Annotated in this window: 19 protein-coding genes and 1 pseudogene; 12 read left to right on the top strand and 8 right to left on the bottom strand. The window is 62.9% G+C overall.

Translation table 11 applies throughout. The features are described from left to right. Window positions 1-69: 69 nt before the first annotated feature. On the bottom strand, window positions 70-978 hold the full coding sequence (locus FJV77_RS02660; RefSeq protein ID WP_142865290.1) for a PhzF family phenazine biosynthesis protein: 909 nt from the start codon (window positions 976-978) through the stop codon (window positions 70-72). A gap of 112 nt (window positions 979-1090) precedes the next feature. On the opposite strand from FJV77_RS02660, the gene FJV77_RS02665 reads away from it, so the two are divergent. The 4 genes from FJV77_RS02665 (at window position 1091) to FJV77_RS02680 (ending at window position 4646) form a co-directional block, all read left to right on the top strand. Further along, window positions 1091-2380, top strand: a complete 1290-nt coding sequence (locus tag FJV77_RS02665) for an efflux RND transporter periplasmic adaptor subunit (protein ID WP_142865291.1) — start codon at window positions 1091-1093, stop codon at window positions 2378-2380. A 4-nt stretch (window positions 2381-2384) separates the two neighbouring features. Continuing rightward, a complete protein-coding gene (locus FJV77_RS02670; protein ID WP_142865292.1) occupies window positions 2385-3086 on the top strand; it encodes an ABC transporter ATP-binding protein in 702 nt (233 codons plus the stop codon). A 2-nt stretch (window positions 3087-3088) separates the two neighbouring features. Continuing rightward, the gene (locus FJV77_RS02675; RefSeq protein WP_142865293.1) at window positions 3089-4306 is read left to right on the top strand and encodes an ABC transporter permease; all 1218 of its coding nucleotides are present in this window, start codon (window positions 3089-3091) and stop codon (window positions 4304-4306) included. 97 nt (window positions 4307-4403) lie between these two features. Then, window positions 4404-4646, top strand: coding sequence for a hypothetical protein (locus FJV77_RS02680; protein ID WP_142865294.1), 243 nt, complete (start codon window positions 4404-4406; stop codon window positions 4644-4646). A gap of 1 nt (window position 4647) precedes the next feature. Here FJV77_RS02680 and FJV77_RS02685 read toward each other — a convergent pair whose 3' ends face one another. Further along, window positions 4648-5124: an Lrp/AsnC ligand binding domain-containing protein gene (locus FJV77_RS02685; RefSeq protein WP_142865295.1), complete on the bottom strand. Its 477-nt coding sequence runs from the start codon at window positions 5122-5124 to the stop codon at window positions 4648-4650. Between the two features lie 146 nt (window positions 5125-5270). Between FJV77_RS02685 and FJV77_RS02690 the strand changes: the two genes are divergently transcribed. Continuing rightward, complete coding sequence (locus tag FJV77_RS02690; RefSeq protein WP_246691116.1) at window positions 5271-6374, top strand: 1-aminocyclopropane-1-carboxylate deaminase; 1104 nt, start codon at window positions 5271-5273, stop codon at window positions 6372-6374. Here FJV77_RS02690 and FJV77_RS02695 read toward each other — a convergent pair whose 3' ends face one another. Both FJV77_RS02695 and FJV77_RS02700 read right to left on the bottom strand, forming a co-directional pair. After that, the gene (locus tag FJV77_RS02695) at window positions 6375-7100 is read right to left on the bottom strand and encodes a hypothetical protein (protein ID WP_142865296.1); all 726 of its coding nucleotides are present in this window, start codon (window positions 7098-7100) and stop codon (window positions 6375-6377) included. 15 nt (window positions 7101-7115) lie between these two features. Then, a complete protein-coding gene (locus FJV77_RS02700) occupies window positions 7116-8228 on the bottom strand; it encodes an endonuclease/exonuclease/phosphatase family protein (protein WP_142865297.1) in 1113 nt (370 codons plus the stop codon). 159 nt (window positions 8229-8387) lie between these two features. On the opposite strand from FJV77_RS02700, the gene FJV77_RS02705 reads away from it, so the two are divergent. After that, window positions 8388-8966, top strand: coding sequence for a BA14K family protein (locus FJV77_RS02705; RefSeq protein WP_142865298.1), 579 nt, complete (start codon window positions 8388-8390; stop codon window positions 8964-8966). A gap of 169 nt (window positions 8967-9135) precedes the next feature. Continuing rightward, a complete protein-coding gene (locus FJV77_RS02710) occupies window positions 9136-9420 on the top strand; it encodes a PilZ domain-containing protein (RefSeq protein WP_142865299.1) in 285 nt (94 codons plus the stop codon). An 85-nt stretch (window positions 9421-9505) separates the two neighbouring features. Here FJV77_RS02710 and ilvC read toward each other — a convergent pair whose 3' ends face one another. After that, complete coding sequence (ilvC, locus tag FJV77_RS02715; protein ID WP_142865300.1) at window positions 9506-10525, bottom strand: ketol-acid reductoisomerase; 1020 nt, start codon at window positions 10523-10525, stop codon at window positions 9506-9508. 24 nt (window positions 10526-10549) lie between these two features. After that, a complete protein-coding gene (locus FJV77_RS02720) occupies window positions 10550-11200 on the bottom strand; it encodes a TetR/AcrR family transcriptional regulator (protein WP_142865518.1) in 651 nt (216 codons plus the stop codon). Between the two features lie 155 nt (window positions 11201-11355). Here FJV77_RS02720 and FJV77_RS02725 point away from each other — a divergent pair, with 155 nt between their 5' ends. Beyond that, the gene (locus tag FJV77_RS02725; protein WP_185970178.1) at window positions 11356-11787 is read left to right on the top strand and encodes a DUF1772 domain-containing protein; all 432 of its coding nucleotides are present in this window, start codon (window positions 11356-11358) and stop codon (window positions 11785-11787) included. A gap of 35 nt (window positions 11788-11822) precedes the next feature. Here FJV77_RS02725 and FJV77_RS02730 read toward each other — a convergent pair whose 3' ends face one another. Then, entirely contained in the window at window positions 11823-12281 is a 459-nt protein-coding gene (locus FJV77_RS02730; protein WP_142865302.1) for a MarR family transcriptional regulator, read from the bottom strand. Between the two features lie 95 nt (window positions 12282-12376). Here FJV77_RS02730 and FJV77_RS02735 point away from each other — a divergent pair, with 95 nt between their 5' ends. From FJV77_RS02735 to FJV77_RS02745, 3 genes are all read left to right on the top strand, one after another. Then, a complete protein-coding gene (locus FJV77_RS02735; protein WP_142865303.1) occupies window positions 12377-12682 on the top strand; it encodes a Rieske (2Fe-2S) protein in 306 nt (101 codons plus the stop codon). A 1-nt stretch (window position 12683) separates the two neighbouring features. Beyond that, on the top strand, window positions 12684-13424 hold the full coding sequence (locus tag FJV77_RS02740; RefSeq protein ID WP_246691117.1) for a glutathione S-transferase family protein: 741 nt from the start codon (window positions 12684-12686) through the stop codon (window positions 13422-13424). Between the two features lie 150 nt (window positions 13425-13574). After that, window positions 13575-14249, top strand: coding sequence for a hypothetical protein (locus tag FJV77_RS02745; protein WP_142865305.1), 675 nt, complete (start codon window positions 13575-13577; stop codon window positions 14247-14249). A 15-nt stretch (window positions 14250-14264) separates the two neighbouring features. Here FJV77_RS02745 and FJV77_RS02750 read toward each other — a convergent pair. Next, window positions 14265-14687: pseudogene (locus FJV77_RS02750) on the bottom strand (FAD-dependent monooxygenase); the annotation flags it as partial. A gap of 127 nt (window positions 14688-14814) precedes the next feature. Between FJV77_RS02750 and FJV77_RS02755 the strand changes: the two are divergent. After that, the gene (locus tag FJV77_RS02755; RefSeq protein WP_142865306.1) at window positions 14815-16533 is read left to right on the top strand and encodes an adenylate/guanylate cyclase domain-containing protein; all 1719 of its coding nucleotides are present in this window, start codon (window positions 14815-14817) and stop codon (window positions 16531-16533) included. The last annotated feature ends 36 nt before the right edge of the window (window positions 16534-16569 follow it).

Genomic DNA, 16569 nt, shown 5'->3' on the forward strand with positions numbered 1-16569 from the left:
CGCCGATACCGGTCCTGTCCAGCCCTGCCGGAATCATTTCCCGACAAATAGCTGAACTGCCGCAGGCGGTCAGACGAACAGTCTGCCTTCCGCCACCTTCACGGCATGGCCGCCGATGCGGGCGGAGGCCAATTTTCCGCCTTCGACAGTGAGTTCGAGGCGGATGCGCGACGGTCGGCCCATCTCCAGCCCCTGCTCGATCCACAGCTGCGAAATGCCGTCGGTGGGGGCGTCGAAATGCATGATTGCGCCGGCAAAGGCCGCCGCGGCCGAACCGGTCGCTGGATCCTCATATGATGGCGTGCCCGGCACGATCATGCGGACGTGGAAGGCGCTGTCATGGCTTACCGTCTGGCGGCAATAGACATACGGACTGGCGAAGGCCCATTCGCTCTTGCGCGGCGCCAGTTCCGACCAGGCCTGGTTATCGAGCTTGATGCGGGCTGCCGCCTCCAGATTGGCGACCGGAATGGTGACGTAAGGCACGCCGGCGGACCAGAACGACACCAGGTGATTCTCGAAGCCGATCTCATGCGGCGCGAGGCCAAGGGCCGCACCAATCGCTTGCGGATCGGCTTCGAGCTTCAACGGTTCCGGCAGCTTCGCCAGATCGAACTCGGCAAAGGTCGCGCCGTCGTGCTTGCTGACGGCGCAGCGAACCGGGCCGATGTTCTCCTCCAGCACAAAGAGGCCGGCGTCGCCCTCGCCTGCCAGTTCGGCGAGCGCAATCGCCGCGCCGACGGTCGGGTGGCCGGCAAACGGCATTTCATAGTCGGGCGTGAAAATACGAATGCGGTTGCGGTGCTTGGGATTGTCCGGCGGCAGCACGAAGACCGATTCCGACAGGTTGAACTCGCGCGCAATCGCCTGCATGGCTGCCGTATCCAGCCCCTTGCTGTCCAGCACGACAGCCAGCGGATTGCCGGCCAGCCGTTCGGTCGTAAACACATCATAAAGCAAGTAATTGCGCGTCTGCATCTTGGAAAACCTTCCGCCTCAATCCGAACATGGCCGAAATTTAATTTGATATTCGAACCACCAAGCCTGATCTGTGCACGTATAGGGACATTACGCTTCATAGGGGTCCGGCGTGGACCAGCTTGTCAATCTGCCAAAGACGGAATCGGATTCCGCCATCGAAGCGGCGCTCGGACTTGACCGCAACGGCGTGCGCAAGAAGCGCCGCCGCTTCTGGCTTTACGCGCTGCTGGCGCTGATCGCCCTTGCCGGTGGTCTCGTCGGCTACCAATGGTATGCCGGCTCTCCCGCCAAGATCGACTACACCACCACGCCGGCCACGATTGCCGATCTCACCGTCGCAGTGTCGGCAACCGGCACGCTGCAGCCCCTCACCCAGGTCGACATTTCAAGCGAACTGTCCGGCATCATACGCTCCGTCTCGGCCGAGGAGAACCAGCAGGTCAAGAAGGGCGACGTGCTGGCGACGCTCGACACGGTGAAACTAGAGGTCCAGATCGAACGCGCCGGGGCTTCGGCCAAGGCTGCCGCCGCCAATGTCGAGGACGCCACGGTCACGCTGGCCGAGAACGAGAAGGCGCTGGTGCGCGCCGCCGAGCTTACCAAACGCGGCATGGCGACCGATCAGTCGCTTGAGGCCGCAACCGCCACGCGCGACCGCTCCAAGGCGGCGCTCGACAGTGCTCAGGCAAATCTCGCCATCGCCCAGGCCGACCTCAAGGCGCAGCAGACCGACCTTGCCAAGAGCACGATCTACGCCCCGATCGACGGCATCGTGCTGACGCGTTCGGTCGATCCCGGCCAGACGGTCGCCTCCTCGCTGCAGGCGCCGGTGCTGTTCATCATCGCCGCCGATTTGAGGAACATGGAGCTGGTGGCGGCAGTCGATGAAGCCGATATCGGCGCGGTCAGACCCGGCCAGCATGCGCGCTTCACCGTCGACGCCTTTCCCGAGCGGCCGTTCGACGCCGAAATCCGCGACATCTCCTACGCCTCGGTCACCACCGACGGCGTCGTCACCTACAATGCGCGGTTGGAAGTCAACAACAACGAGCTGCTGCTGCGGCCCGGCATGACCGCCACCGTTTCGGTCGTCACCAAACAGGCCAAGAGCGTGCTCACCGTGCCGTCCACCGCTTTCCGCTACCGGCCGGCGCAGCAGGCCGCTCGCGGCTGGAGCCTGAGCGACCTGTTTACGGGCCGCATGGGCCGTCCCGGCGGCAACCGCCGCCAGCAGGTGGCGGCGCCCACCGATGGCTCACGCACGCTCTATGTGCTGGAGAACGGCCGGCCGCATCCCGTCAACGTCAAGGTCGGCTCCACCGACGGCGAGCTGACCGAGATCACCTCCGGCCTCGACGAAGGCGCTCAGGTGATCACCGCCTCGCACCTGCGGAGCTGACGCCGTGGCCGCGACCCTCATCGGTTTCGACGCGGTCTGGAAAAGCTATGGCCAGGGCGAAGCCAAGGTGCATGCGCTGGCCGGCGTCGACCTCACTATTAAGCGCGGCGAATTCGTCGCCATCATGGGTCCGTCGGGCTCGGGCAAATCGACGGCGATGAACATCATCGGCTGCCTCGACACGCCGACCGCCGGCACCTATTCCTTCATGGGCATCGATGCGGGCCGGCTCGACCGCAACCGCCGCGCGCTTCTGCGCAATCTCTATATCGGCTTCGTCTTCCAGGGCTACAATCTGTTGCCCCGCACCACGGCGGCGGAAAATGTCGAGCTGCCGCTGATCTATCGCGGCGCCCCAGCCCGCGAGCGCCGCGAGCTTGCCATGCAGGCGCTGGCCGAGGTCGGGCTTGTCGGGCGCGAGCACCATACGCCAGCCGAGCTCTCCGGCGGCCAGCAGCAGCGTGTGGCGATCGCGCGCGCCATCGTCACCAGGCCGACGCTGCTCGTCGCCGACGAGCCGACCGGCAATCTCGACACCGCCCGCACACACGAGATCATGGAGCTGTTGACGCGGCTGAACCGCGAGCTTGGCCTTACCATCGCCATGGTCACCCACGAGGCCGACGTCGCCGAATATGCCGAGCGCACCATCCGCTTCCTCGACGGCCACGTCGCTTCCGATTCCTCGAAACTGGAAGTGGCCTGACCATGATCTGGGAAACCGTCCGCCTGTCGCTGCGCTCCATCCGCCGCAACGTGCTGCGCTCGTTCCTGACGCTGCTCGGCATCGTCATCGGCGTCGCCGCCGTCATCGCCATGCTGACCATCGGCTCGGGCACCACGGCCAAGGTCAAGTCCGACATTGCCAAGCTCGGCTCCAACCTGCTCGTCGTCCGCTCTGGCCGCCCGGCAGGCACCGGCGGACCGGGAGGGCTCGACCAGGCGATGCGGCCGCTGGCCGACAAGGATGTTGCCGCCCTCGTCGCGCATCTGACCGGGGCACGCGCCATTTCGCCGGCCTCGCAAAAGCAGGTGCGCGTCATCTTCGGCACCGAGAGCCTGACGTCGGGCGTCACCGGCACCGACAGCGCCTATCTCGACGCCCGCGACTGGAAGCTCGTTTCAGGCCGGCCGTTCAGCGATTCCGAAACACGCTCTGGCACTGGCGTCTGCCTGATCGGCGAGACCGTGCGCCAGCAATTCTTCGGCGCCGGCGAGCCTGAAGGCGAGATCATCCGCGTCAACCGCACCTCGTGCGAGATCATCGGCCTGCTCGAACCCAAAGGCTATACCGGCTTTGGCCAGGACCAGGACAATGTCGTCTTGATGCCGCTTGCCGCCTACCAGCGCCGTATCGCCGGCAACCGCGACATCGACAACATTTATGTCGCCGCCGACAACCGCACGCCGACCACCGAATTGCAGCCGCGCGTCGAGGACATTCTGCGCGACACCCGCCGCATCACGCCCGACCGCGAAGACGATTTCTCGATCCGCGACATGACCCAGATCGCCGACGCCATGGCCAGCGCCACCACCACCATGACCGGCATGCTCGGCGCCGTCGCCGGCGTCAGCCTTCTGGTCGGCGGCATCGGCATCATGAACATCATGCTGGTGTCGGTCACCGAACGCACGCGCGAGATCGGCATCCGGCTCGCCATCGGCGCGCATGAAAAGCACATCCTCATCCAGTTCCTGGTCGAGGCGACGGTGCTGTCGCTGCTCGGCGGCATCATCGGCATCCTGATCGGTCTCGCATTGGCCGGCCTCGCCTCGGCGACGCTGACCATACCGTTCGCGCCGAGCCTGGCCGTCATCCTGCTTGCCGTAGGCTTTTCCGCCCTGATCGGCATGGTGTTCGGCTTCTTCCCGGCGCTGCGCGGCGCCAGGCTCGACCCGATCGACGCACTGCGGCACGAATAATTGCTATCCACAACTTGGGTGCTTGCCGACGCTGGCAACGCTGTCATCGTCCGATCTGCGATGCTAGGGCAATGCATCTCTGGTCGAGGAATGGGCAATGAGCAAGAAAGCGCGATTGATCCTTGCAATGGTGATCATCGAAGGCGCCCTTGCCGGCATATGGTGGTATCTCGCCAGCTACGGCGCGGCCAATCCTGATCGCGTCACAGCCGATTTCCAGGGTGTCGTCGGCCAGACGATGGGCACGGCGATGGGTGGGTTGCTTGGGCTCGGCCTTGTCTTGTTTGTCGCCGCCGCCCGCAACGACCGCAAGGCGGCGCAGGAAAAGGCGAAGCGCTGAGTCAAAACGGCAGCCTTGCATTCTCCTTGACCTCCTTCATGACGAAGAAGGTTCGGGTTTGCCGAACGCCCGGCAGCGCGATCAGCTTCTGTCCGTGCAGCTTGTTGAAATCCGCCATGTCGCGGACCCTTATCTTCAGGAGATAGTCGAAGTCGCCGGCGACGAGATTGCAGTCCAGCACCTCCTTGAGCTCGAGCACGGCCTCTTCGAAGGCAGCGAAGCTTTCCGGTGTCGAGCGGTCGAGCACGACGCCGACCATGACCAGCGCGCCGAGACCGACCGCAACCGGCGCGATCTCCGCCCTCACCCCGGTGATGTATCCCTCTTCGAACAGGCGTTGCGTGCGCCGATGGCAGGTCGCGGCGCTGACATTGACGCGGGCCGCCAGCTCCGCATTGGTCAGCCGTCCCTCGGCCTGAAGGGCGCGCAGGATTTTCACGTCGATGCGGTCAAGGACCTGCGCGGAAGATTCTTCCATTTTAATAAACTTTATGGACGATCTGGCCAATCACGTCGCCTATCTGTGAAGCATGTAAAAATCCTCGGCGCAAGTTTGAGAGCACCTTTCGCATGAGATCGCCTATCCTCCGCCTATCGAAACCGACCCCTGGCGGAGACTGATCGGTGTCACTTCTGGCAAAATTCGAACGCTATCCCCTGACCTTCGGCGCAACGCCGATCGAGCATCTGCCGCGGCTGAGCGCGGCGCTGGGCGGGAAAGTACAGATCTACGCCAAGCGCGACGATTGCAATTCCGGGCTCGCCATGGGCGGCAACAAATTGCGCAAGCTCGAATACATCGTGCCTGATGCCATAGCCTCGGGCGCCGACACGCTGGTGTCGATCGGCGGCGTCCAGTCGAACCACACGCGCATGGTCGCCGCGACGGCCGCCAAGATCGGCATGAAGTGCGTGGTGATCCAGGAAAAATGGGTGCCGCACTACGACGCCGTCTACGACCGGGTCGGCAACATCCTGCTGACGCGGCTGATGGGTGCCGACAGCCGGCTTGTCGATGACGGTTTCGACATCGGCATCCGCAAGAGCTGGGAGGACGCCATCCAGTCGGTGAAGGATGCCGGCGGCAAGCCCTATCCGATTCCGGCCGGCGCCTCGGTGCACAAGTACGGCGGGCTCGGCTATGTCGGCTTCGCCGAAGAGGTGGCGCGCCAGGAAGCCGAGCTCGGATTCAAATTCGACTACATCATCGTGTGCGTGGTGACCGGCTCGACGCAGGCCGGCATGATCGTCGGCTTTGCCGCGCAAGGTCGCGCCGACCGCGTGATCGGCATCGACGCCTCCGGAACGCTCGATCAGACGCGCGCGCAGGTTCGCCGCATCGTCGACGACACCGCCACCCTTGTCGGGCTCGGCCGCGCCGTGCGCGACGACGAAATCGTCATCAACCCCGACTATGCCTATCCGGCCTATGGCGTTCCCTCTGGTGAGACCAACGACGCGATCCGGCTAGCAGCCCGCACCGAGGCGATGATCACCGATCCGGTCTATGAGGGAAAGTCGATGCAGGGCCTGATCGATCTTACCCGCAAAGGCTTCTTTCCCGAGGGGTCGAAAATTCTCTACGCCCATCTCGGCGGCGCGCCGGCGATCAACGGCTACAGCTACTACTACAAGGACGACGGCGCCCCGACCCGGCCGCAACCGGAAGCGAGTTCCGCACCTCGGGAAGGCACTGCGCGGGAAACGCTGCCGCCACTCTTTCCCTGATCAGGGATCCTCGCCGCTGCGGGCAAAATGCCACTCGACTAGCGGCTTCATATGCGGCGCCAGCCCCTCCGGCAGATCGGTGGCATGGCGGATGATCACCGGTCCCTCGATCTCAGGCTCGGTCTCGGTCGCAACGAAGGCATTGATGCGCCGGGCAATCTCATCGGCCGGCTCGTCGACATGATAGCGGCGGAACAGCACCGTGCCGGTCGAAGTCGACAGCGCATGGTAGCGCCTGCCGCGCGCAGCACCTGTCAGATCAAGCCCGGTCTCCTCGCGCACTTCGCGGATCATGTTGAAATCGACATCGACGCGGCCGTCGCGAAAATCGATCGGCTCGAACGAGCCGGCGGCGAAATAGACGCGCCCGGCCATGACCGTGTGCGAGCCCATGCGGATCGCCACCAGCGCGTTGTCGCCGGCGACCAGCATGGCGTGGCCGTAGGCATGCTCGGCGCCGGTTCCCTGCCGGTTCTTTCGCCACAGCATGAAGGTCGAGTATTTCACCGCATGGCAGCGCCCGGCGAGACGGTTGTCGCGCCAGGCGAGCGCTGACAAAAGCACCACGGTGCCATCGAATAGCGCCGGTTTGGCTTCGGTCTCGAGCCGCCAGTTCTCAGTGATGGCCCGTGCATTGTCGCGCTCGAACGGATGCGGGCCGGGATCGAGCCGCACGTCGATCTCGTCGACCGGCAGGATGACGTTGCGCGGCAGGTCGAAGCTCACGCTCAGGTCCCCCACTCAGGCCATGTCCAAAGTGATTGCCACCGGACAATGGTCCGAGGCCTTCGGCCGGTCCCAGCCGGCGCGCGGAAAACGCTCCACCGCCTGTCCGGGCGGAAAGATGGTGCGCCAGGGCTGGCCGTTGCGGATGATGTCGGGAACGGCGGTCGCATTCTTCGCCGCCAGCCCTTTCGACAACAGGATGTAGTCGAGCTGGCACAGATGCCGCTCCTGCGGCCCGCGCGTGTGATAGAAACTCCAGCGGTCCATCTCCGGCCGGCGCTCGACGACATTCTCGCAAAAGCCGCCAGCGGTCAGCACGTTGATGCAGGACTGGCTCTCGTCGATTACCTGGAAGCGGTAGCCGTCGAAGGCGTCGCCCTCGATCTTCACCCGCTGCCGGTAGTCATTCATGTCGCCGCAGATCGCCCAGCGCTTGTCGGCGGCATGGTCCTTGCTGAAGCGGTCCTCGATGATGCGGCGCACGGCCTGCGCCTCGGCGACGCGCAGCGGCATCGTCGCTTCGCGCCCGTCGAGCCCGTTGCGTGGCGAGCCCATCGATTTGAAATGCACGAGATAGAGCGTCAACGGCACGCCGCCGACCTTGACGTCGACCTCCAGACAATCACGCCGGAAGATGCGCTCATTGGCCTGATGTCCGAGTTCGGCCAGTTCCGGCGTGAACAGGCCGAACTGCTCGAAGGTGGCATAGGCATAGCTGGTCATGCGCACGAATTCGATCGGCTGTCCCTGCGCGGTCTCGTTACGCATCATCACGGCAACGTCGATGCCGCGCGAATCATTGCCGGCGGTGGTGTATTTCTGCCGGTAGCCCTCACCCACCATTTTGAAGAGATAGCCATATTCGAAGGCCTTCAGCGCCTCGATATTGTCGACCTCCTGCATGCAGATGATGTCCGCACGCGTGGCAGCGATGGCGAGCGCCGTCAGCTGGCGCGTGTCGTCGGACTGCGCAATCGCACGCGCCTGCTCCAGCATCTTGTATTCGGCCTCGCTTTGGATATCGAAAAGCGCCAGCGTACGGTCTTCGTTGAGCTGATTGCGGTAGCCGGAGAAATCGAACCTGTTCATCAGGTTTTCGACATTGAAGGTGGCGAGGCGCAACGACATGGCCGTGACCTTTGCCCGCAAGCGGTGTCGAAAACAAGGGCCTCGCCCTTGCTCGCCAGGGAACCTTTCCGTTCATCCTCCGTTCAGATGAAAAGTCCCATCATCAGGCTTCTTCCCAGGGTATTCTGGGCGTGGGGCCTGTATCTCTTGGAGAGTGCAATGAACTCGCTCTTTTCTTCCACGGTCAAATCCGGGCTGATAGCGCTCGGTATTGTCTCGGGTCTCACGGCGCCGTCCGCCGCCGGCCCGATCCTGCAGCCGGACTTGTCAATTCCGTCAAGCACCGCAGCCCCGACGATCACACCGGTTCGCGACGACTGGGCGGGCGGCAATGACCGGCGCTCCTTTAACGATTGGCGGTGGCGTCGCCATGACGGCCGTCGGTTTGCCCGGTCAGGCAACTGGAACAACGACAACTGGAACGGCGGCGACAACTGGCGCTGGCGTCATCATCGCCATCGTCACGGTCGCGATTTTGATACCGGCGCCGCCGCAGTTCTCGGCCTCGGCCTGGGTTTCGGCCTCGGCAGCATCTACAACAACGGCTATTATAACAACCGCTACTACAATGACGGCTACTACGTGCAGCCGGCGCCCCGCCGCTACTACCGCACGCAGCGTCTTTCCAGCGCCCATGTCCAGTGGTGCTACGACCGCTACCGGTCTTACCGAGCTTGGGACAACACGTTCCAGCCCTACAATGGCCCGCGCCAGCAATGCTGGTCGCCCTATAGCTGAACTATAAGCGACAATGCATGACGGCGCCGCCCATCGCGGCGCCGTTTCCATTTGGCAGAGACGGCTGGATACGATCGCCGCTAACCATATGTTTATCGGCTCGGACTATCCATGATACGGTGCTCCCATCTGACGATCGCGTCGATCCGATCGCGAAGGACGTGCCGTCATGGCCGACAACGAACTGAGAAACAAACACCGGCAGCGCGTGCTGAAAGGCGCGACGATCCTGACCGGCCTCACCAATTCCGAGATCAAGTGCACGGTGCGCAACATGCATCCCGGCGGCGCCGAGCTGAAGGTGCCGATCGACGCGCGCGTGCCGGACGAATTCCTGCTGTACGTGCCGGTCGACGGCATCGGCTACAAGTCCATCGTGCGCTGGCGCAGAGAAGACCGCATCGGCGTCGAGTTCACCGGCACCGAACCAAAACCGCACTGGCACTATGGCTGAGCGTTTTACCGCTGATCGATAACAGGCGTGAAAAAGCCGGCGGATCGCTCCGCCGGCCTTTCCTGTTCAACGATGAAATCGCAGATCAGTTCTTGGCCTTGTCGACCAGCTTGTTCTTCGAGATCCACGGCATCATGGCGCGCAGCTTGGCGCCGACTTCCTCGATCTGATGGCTGTCATTGTTGCGGCGGATGCCCTTGAAGCGCGACATGCCGGCGCGGTATTCCTGCATCCATTCCGAAGTGAACTTGCCGGTCTGGATGTCCTTCAGCACGCGCTTCATCTCGGCCTTGGTCTCGGCGGTGATGATGCGCGGACCCGAGACATATTCGCCCCATTCGGCGGTGTTCGAGATCGAGTAGTTCATGTTGGCGATGCCGCCTTCATAGATCAGGTCGACGATCAGCTTGACCTCGTGCAGGCACTCGAAATAGGCCATTTCCGGCGCATAGCCGGCTTCCACCAGCGTTTCGAAACCGGCGCGGATCAGTTCGACCAGGCCGCCGCACAGAACGACCTGCTCGCCGAACAGATCGGTCTCGCATTCCTCGCGGAAATTGGTCTCGATGATGCCCGAACGGCCGCCGCCGACGCCACAGGCGTAGGACAGAGCGAGATCGAGCGCATTGCCCGACGCGTCCTGGTTGACGGCGACCAGGCACGGCACGCCGCCGCCCTTCTGGTACTCGCCGCGCACCGTGTGGCCGGGGCCCTTCGGCGCGATCATGACGACGTCGACGGTCGACTTGGGCTCGATGAGTCCGAAATGCACGTTGAGGCCGTGCGCGAACGCGATCGCCGCACCATCGCGGATGTTCGGCGCGATCTCGTTCTTGTAGATGTCGGCCTGCAATTCGTCGGGCGTCGCCATCATCATCAGATCGGCCCATTTGGCGGCATCCGCCACGCTCATCACCTTGAGCCCGTCGGCCTCGACCTTCTTGGCGGTCGCGGAACCGGCCTTGAGGCCGATGGCGATGTCCTTGGCGCCGGAATCCTTGAGGTTGAGCGCATGCGCCCGGCCCTGGCTGCCATAGCCGATGATGGCGACCTTCTTGCCCTTGATCAGGTTGAGATCGGCGTCGCGATCGTAATAGACACGCATTTTTATTTCCTTCCCGTTTGACGATCAGAGGCCTTGCGGCCCGGTTTTTGCTCCGAAAAGAGCGAGAAACTGTTGCGTTGCCCGGACGGCATCGCCGCCGATCGCCGCTTCAGTCAATTCCAGCCGGTCGCCGAGCAGCAGGCGGATCTGCACGTCACGGGCGACCAGCCCGAAAAAGCTGCGGAATGCCGTTTCGGCATCCGCAAAGTCGAGCAGTCCGGCCTGCTTGCCGGCCAGAAGCACAGGCTTAAGTCGCCTGGCCAGCGCAAAGCGGCCATTCTCAAGCACGATGGCGCCGAGATCGTCCTTGCCGGAGCCGGCATGGCCAACCGCGACGCGGTTCAGCGCGATCGACGTGTCGCTCGAAATTACCTTGAGCCAGTCGGAGGCAAAGCCTTCGAGGCTGGCCGTCAGCGAGGCAAGATCGAGTTTTTCACCGTCAACCGGCACCACGCGCACTTTCGAGGCCTGCCATTGCACAGTCGCCGTCAGCAGCCCGTCGCGGTCGCCGAACCATTTGTAGAGCGTTTCCTTGGAGCAGCTGGCGCGGCGCGCCACCGCGGTCATGGTCAGATTGTCGCCTTCCTCAACCAGCAGCCGCAGGGCCGCGTCCAGAACGGCCTTCTGCCGCTCCGTCAGCGTCGCGCTGGTGTCGATGTCGGCGCTTGCCTGCAACACGGTCGTTCCTCGGCGGCAGGCGAGCCAGCAAGAGCGGCAAGCCGTACCGTACGTTACGGTTCGCCATTCTATGCCGTATTGCACTCAGCCTTGCAAGCCCTATTTCTGTCTCAACGGTTCGCCGCTGGACCGTTTGCCGGGGGAAGAAGATGCTGGTCGGATTGCTCGCCTTGACGGTCGCCGCTGTGTTCTCAGGCGCCGCGATCTATGTCAGCGTCGCCGAGCAGCCGGCGCGGCTTGGCCTCGATGACAAGTCGCTGCTCAAGGAATGGCAGCCCTCCTACAAGCGCGGCGCCGCCATGCAGGCCTCGATTGCCATTGTTGCCTGCGTCCTCGGCCTGATCGCATGGTGGCAGACCGGTGGCTTCGCCTTTCTGCTCGGCGCAATTCTGATCATCCTGCCCTGGCCGTGGACGCTGATGGTGATGTTGCCGACCAACAAGCTGCTGGAAGCGATGGACGCGAGCGCCGACAACCCGCAAGCCAGGGCCCTGATCGTCAAGTGGGGCACCCTGCACCTGGTGCGCGCCGGACTAGGCGTGCTGGCGACGCTGGCCTTTCTCTGGGGCAGCCATCTGGCCTGATAGCCGGATATCGTCAGGCCCGCAGCGCGGCTCTTTCAGTCCATTGCAGGCGGCAGGCGTAGACGGCCGAGCAACGCCGACACCGTGCTCAGCTCGTCCGCCGAGAGCTTGTGGCCGACCAGTTCGGTGATCGAGCGTCCGTAGACCGCCCACATCCGCCGCCGCGTCTCACGGCCCTTAGCCGAAATACGGATGGTCTGGCCGCGGCCGTCATCGGCGACCTTCAGCTTCTCGACCAGCCCATCGGCCTCTAGCCGCGCCAGCAGCCGCGAGATGTTGTACTGCGCAAACAGGGTTCGCTCGGTCAGCTGGAACGGCCGCAGCCCGCCCTCGCCCGCCTCGGCAAGCTCGTGCAGCACGTCATACCAGGCAAGCGGCGGCAGGCCACTGTCCTTCAACGCCTCCTCCCCCTGCTCGATGAGCTGGCGCGAAACCCGCATCAGGCGCGCCCAGACCTTGATGGCTTCGGGCGAAGGCATGGCTGTTTTGGTCATGGCTCATCCTAGATTATAGATGCAATTGCATCAAGCTTGACGATTAATGCATCTGCATCTATATACATGCAACCGCATCAATCCGAGAAAAATCCATGAGACACGAAATCTGCAAAGTCGACGACATCCCGCAGACGGGCAGCCTGATCGCGCCGTTCTTCGGCCGCGAGGTCCATGTCTGGCGCAGCGGTGATCGCATCCGCGCCGCCGCCAATGTCTGTCTGCATTTCGGCGGACCACTCGACTGCAAGGACGGCAGGCTGGTCTGCCAATGGCACGGCGCCGTCTTCGACATGGCATCAGGCGACCGGCTCGAAGGCCCGGCGCCAAAAGCGTCGCGCCTGATGTTCCTGTCGACGCGCGTCGAGGACGGTGCATTGAACTATGTCTGGGGAGAGTGACATGCCTGAGAAGAATGAAATGACCGACAAGCTCATTCTCGTCAGCCATCATCTGTGCCCCTATGTCCAGCGCGCCGCGATCTCGCTGGCTGAAAAGCGCGTGCCGTTCGAGCGCGTCACCATCGACCTCGCCGACAAGCCGGACTGGTTCAAGGCGATCTCGCCTTTGGGCAAGGTGCCGCTGCTCATCGTGAGGGCGCATGGCAAGGAGACGGTGATCTTCGAATCCGCCGTCATCCTCGAATTCCTCGAGGAGACGCAAGCCAATCCCCTTCACCCGGCCGACGCTCACGCCCGCGCCCGGCACCGTGCCTGGATCGAGTTCGGCTCGGCGACGCTGAACGCCATCGGCCGTTTCTACTCCGCGTCGGCAGAGGCCGCCTTCCTGACGGAATCCTCGGCATTGTCGGCCATGTTCGATCGTCTGGAGAACGAATTGGCCGACCAGGCCGGACCGTGGTTCGATGGCGAACGCTTTAGCCTCGTCGATGCCGTCTATGCCCCGGTCTTCCGCTATTTCGACGCCTTCGACCGGATCGGCAAATTCGGCCTCCTGGACGGCAAGCCGCTGGTCCAGGCCTGGCGCAAGGCATTGAGCGAACGCGGCTCGGTCAAGGGCGCGGTGGCGCCGGACTATCCGCAACGCCTGCGTCAATTCCTGCGGGCGAGAAATTCGTTTCTCTCGACCATGATCCAGCCGGATGATCTCGCCAGTGCGCCTCCCTTAGCCCGATCCGCCTGAACGGATCGATCAGCGTGCCGGACACGGCCGAGGCGAGAGACTGCGGCGCCGGCGGATTGTTGGAGAACTCGTAGCATTTGAAAAACCATGAGACGGAAACGTTCATCAATTTCGCTTCATAAAGTCCCGAAATGAAGCCGGAACTAACCAATGGGAACATCTCTCGGCACGGATGACGTTATCCTCATTCCGGGGATGCCAACGTTTCGAAAATCCATTGTGCCGCCATTGTCCGTTTGGCTCCCCCTCGCGGCTAATCGTCGCCGAGGCATGTATATCTTGATGGGCCTTTTTTGGTCGTTCTGTGCTCTTGCAATGCTGGCCACCGTCCTGACCTTCTTCGTCAGCGATCCCGAAGGCAATCGCACTCTCTTTGAGAAGATGGCGATGGCGGCGATCCAGCTGTTCGCGCTCTACTGGGCACCATTTCTGGCTGCGGCAGCGGTATTTGCCTTCGTGGACGCCAATCTCGGCAAACCAGCCTTGCTTCTCGAAAGAGATGGCTTGCTCGACAATCGCTCTAGCCTGTCGGCCAGGTGGACCGACGTTCTCAGTGCAAAACCAATAATGGGTAGGTCTGGCTATTGGGGAGTGTCCTTGCAGATGCGGGATCCTGCGCTCCTGCCCCGATCATTCCGGCTCGGCTATCCACTGTTGCGCAGACGCAAGGCTGGCGAAGCTCATATTCAGTGTACCTTCCTGAGCGTACCCGAATATGAAATTACGAATTCGATACTGACGCTCGTGCACAAAAATGGCGGCGAGCTTCTGCCGGCTCATCCCATATTTTGGAATTCTGTTCCGCCGGTTGTCCCTCAGCGATAAGTCCGGCGGCTGCTACTAGGGGTTTGCAATCTCCCGGCTTCGACTGTCCAGCCCTGCCCATCGCGCCTCTGTCAGCCCGATCCGCCTGAACGGATCGATCAGCGTTCCCGCCACCATCGACGCAAGCACGCTTGGCACTGGCGGGATTTTTGCGATGGTCGCCACCAGCCTGTCGCGAAAAAAGGGCATCGCCATGGAGTCCGACTGGTAGAAGGGCGTCAGCGCCAGCGACAGCAACTGGAAGATCCGGACATGCCATCGCCGCGCCTTGGCGTAGGTCTCCAGCGCCGTCTCGACGCTGCCCGTCTTTGCCAAGGCATGGCTGAGTGCTGCCGCGTCGAGCAGCGCCATGTTCGCGCCTTGCCCAAGCTGCCGGCTGGTCGAATGCGCGGCGTCGCCGATGACTACCAGACGCCGTCCCGCCGTCAGCTTCATCGTGGGGCGTCGCGCGAGCCATAGTCTCAAGAGGCGTGATCTGTGGTATCATAGGCCGGTAAGGGCCGGAGACGCCGGTCCTGCCTCTGACCTGCGGCTAGCGAGTCGTGAATCTTTACTGAGGCTCAACATGGAGCGGAAGCTCGCTGCAATCCTTGCCATCGATGTTGTCGGGTATTCGGCGCTCATGGAGGCGGATGAAGCGGGCACCTTCGACCGGCTGAAACGTGGCCGCCAAGAGCTGTTCGAGCCGGAAATCGCGACTCGACACGGGCGAATCTTCAAGCTGATGGGAGACGGCCTGCTGGCGGAGTTCGGCAGCGTAGTGGATGCGGTCGAATGCGCGGTCACGCTTCAGCGCGGCATGGCGGAGCGTAACGCGAGCGTCGCCGAAAACCAGCGCTTCGAAGTCCGGATCGGAATCAACCTTGGAGAAGTGATCGTCGAAGGGGACGATCGCTATGGCGAGGGCGTGAACGTGGCGTCGCGTCTCCAACAACTCGCCGAGCCCGGTGGCATCTGCGTTTCGGAGAAGGTGTCCAAGGAGGTAAGGCAGAAGTTGGCGTTTGCGTTCGAGCCCATGGGCGAGCAGCGGGTGAAGAATATAGCCGAGCCGATATACTGCTATCGTGTGAACCTACAGCTTCCGAGAGCCGCTCCGGTCGGCCGACTCGCATCGCTGGAATTGCCCGACAAGCCCTCGATCGCGGTCTTGCCTTTTACCAACATGAGCAACGATCCGGAGCAGGAAACCTTTGTCGACGGCTTGACCGAAGACCTGATCACCGACCTGTCTCGCTCAGCCGGCCTCTTCGTCATCGCGCGCAACTCAACCTTTGCTTACAAGGGGCGGTCGGTCGATGTGCGTTTGACCGCGCGCGATCTTGGGGTGCGCTATGTGGTTGAAGGCAGCGCCCGGCGCGCCGCGGCGCGCGTACGCATCAATGCGCAGCTGATCGACGCGATCGGCGGCGATCATATCTGGGCTGAGCGCTACGACAGCAGCCTCGAGGACATCTTTGCAGTGCAGGACGAGGTCACGGCCAAGATCGTCGAAGCCCTTGTCGGCCGATTGGCCGGACAGCCGGCGCGCAAACGGCCGACGAGTCTCGAAGCCTATGACCTTTGTGTGCGAGCTCGCGGCGTCAGTTTTCAGACCGGGTTAGGCGCGCGGGAAGCGCGCATGCTCCTGGAAAAGGCGATCGGACTCGATCCTGACTATGCCGAGGCACATAGCTTGCTGGCCCTCAACCTTTGGCTCGGCTGGCTGTTCTGGAACGAGCCGAAGCAAACCAACCAGCCTCGCGCGCTGGCGGAAGCGCAGCGGGCTGTGGCGCTCGACCCTAACGATGCGGGGAACCGCTGGGGGCTGGGCATCATACTTGGTCACGAACGGCGTTACGCGGAGTCGGATGCCGAGTTCGAGGCAACCTTCAAGCTCGATCCTAATCATGCCGATGCCTGGGCGATACGCTCGGATCTCATCACCCTGAGGGGCGACGCGGTCAAGGGCGTCGAATTCGTGAAGCGGGCATTGCGGCTCAATCCGCACCCACCGGGATGGTACTATTGGATGGCAGGCCAAGCCTATTATGCGCTCGGCGACTATCAATCTGCGGTTGAGGCTTTGCGCAAACCGGAAACCTACCGCACCACGTCGCGGCGCTTGCTTGCCGCAGCCCTCGCGCAGCTCGGGCGCCTGGATGAAGCCCGTCAGGAGGCGGAATTCTTCATGATGAACGATCCCCATTTCAGCATCAGGCACTGGGCAACATCGCAGCCATTCGACAACGAGGAAGTGCTCCAGCGCTTCGTCGAAGGCTACCGCAAGGCTGGCCTTCCCGACTAAAATCACATCTCATCGCCCTCGCAACTGGCGAATTTC

The sequence above is a fragment of the Mesorhizobium sp. WSM4306 genome (assembly GCF_007003975.1).
GTDB lineage: Bacteria > Pseudomonadota > Alphaproteobacteria > Rhizobiales > Rhizobiaceae > Mesorhizobium.

Coding starts and splice junctions, on each gene's coding strand:
- FJV77_RS02745 (WP_142865305.1), top strand. CDS start 13,575: ATGGGAACATCTCTCGGCACGGATGACGTTATCCTCATTCCGGGGATG.
- FJV77_RS02710 (WP_142865299.1), top strand. CDS start 9,136: ATGGCCGACAACGAACTGAGAAACAAACACCGGCAGCGCGTGCTGAAA.
- FJV77_RS02730 (WP_142865302.1), bottom strand. CDS start 12,281: ATGACCAAAACAGCCATGCCTTCGCCCGAAGCCATCAAGGTCTGGGCG.
- FJV77_RS02755 (WP_142865306.1), top strand. CDS start 14,815: ATGGAGCGGAAGCTCGCTGCAATCCTTGCCATCGATGTTGTCGGGTAT.
- FJV77_RS02705 (WP_142865298.1), top strand. CDS start 8,388: ATGAACTCGCTCTTTTCTTCCACGGTCAAATCCGGGCTGATAGCGCTC.
- FJV77_RS02675 (WP_142865293.1), top strand. CDS start 3,089: ATGATCTGGGAAACCGTCCGCCTGTCGCTGCGCTCCATCCGCCGCAAC.
- FJV77_RS02660 (WP_142865290.1), bottom strand. CDS start 978: ATGCAGACGCGCAATTACTTGCTTTATGATGTGTTTACGACCGAACGG.
- FJV77_RS02685 (WP_142865295.1), bottom strand. CDS start 5,124: ATGGAAGAATCTTCCGCGCAGGTCCTTGACCGCATCGACGTGAAAATC.
- FJV77_RS02700 (WP_142865297.1), bottom strand. CDS start 8,228: ATGTCGTTGCGCCTCGCCACCTTCAATGTCGAAAACCTGATGAACAGG.
- FJV77_RS02740 (WP_246691117.1), top strand. CDS start 12,684: ATGCCTGAGAAGAATGAAATGACCGACAAGCTCATTCTCGTCAGCCAT.
- FJV77_RS02680 (WP_142865294.1), top strand. CDS start 4,404: ATGAGCAAGAAAGCGCGATTGATCCTTGCAATGGTGATCATCGAAGGC.
- ilvC (WP_142865300.1), bottom strand. CDS start 10,525: ATGCGTGTCTATTACGATCGCGACGCCGATCTCAACCTGATCAAGGGC.
- FJV77_RS02735 (WP_142865303.1), top strand. CDS start 12,377: ATGAGACACGAAATCTGCAAAGTCGACGACATCCCGCAGACGGGCAGC.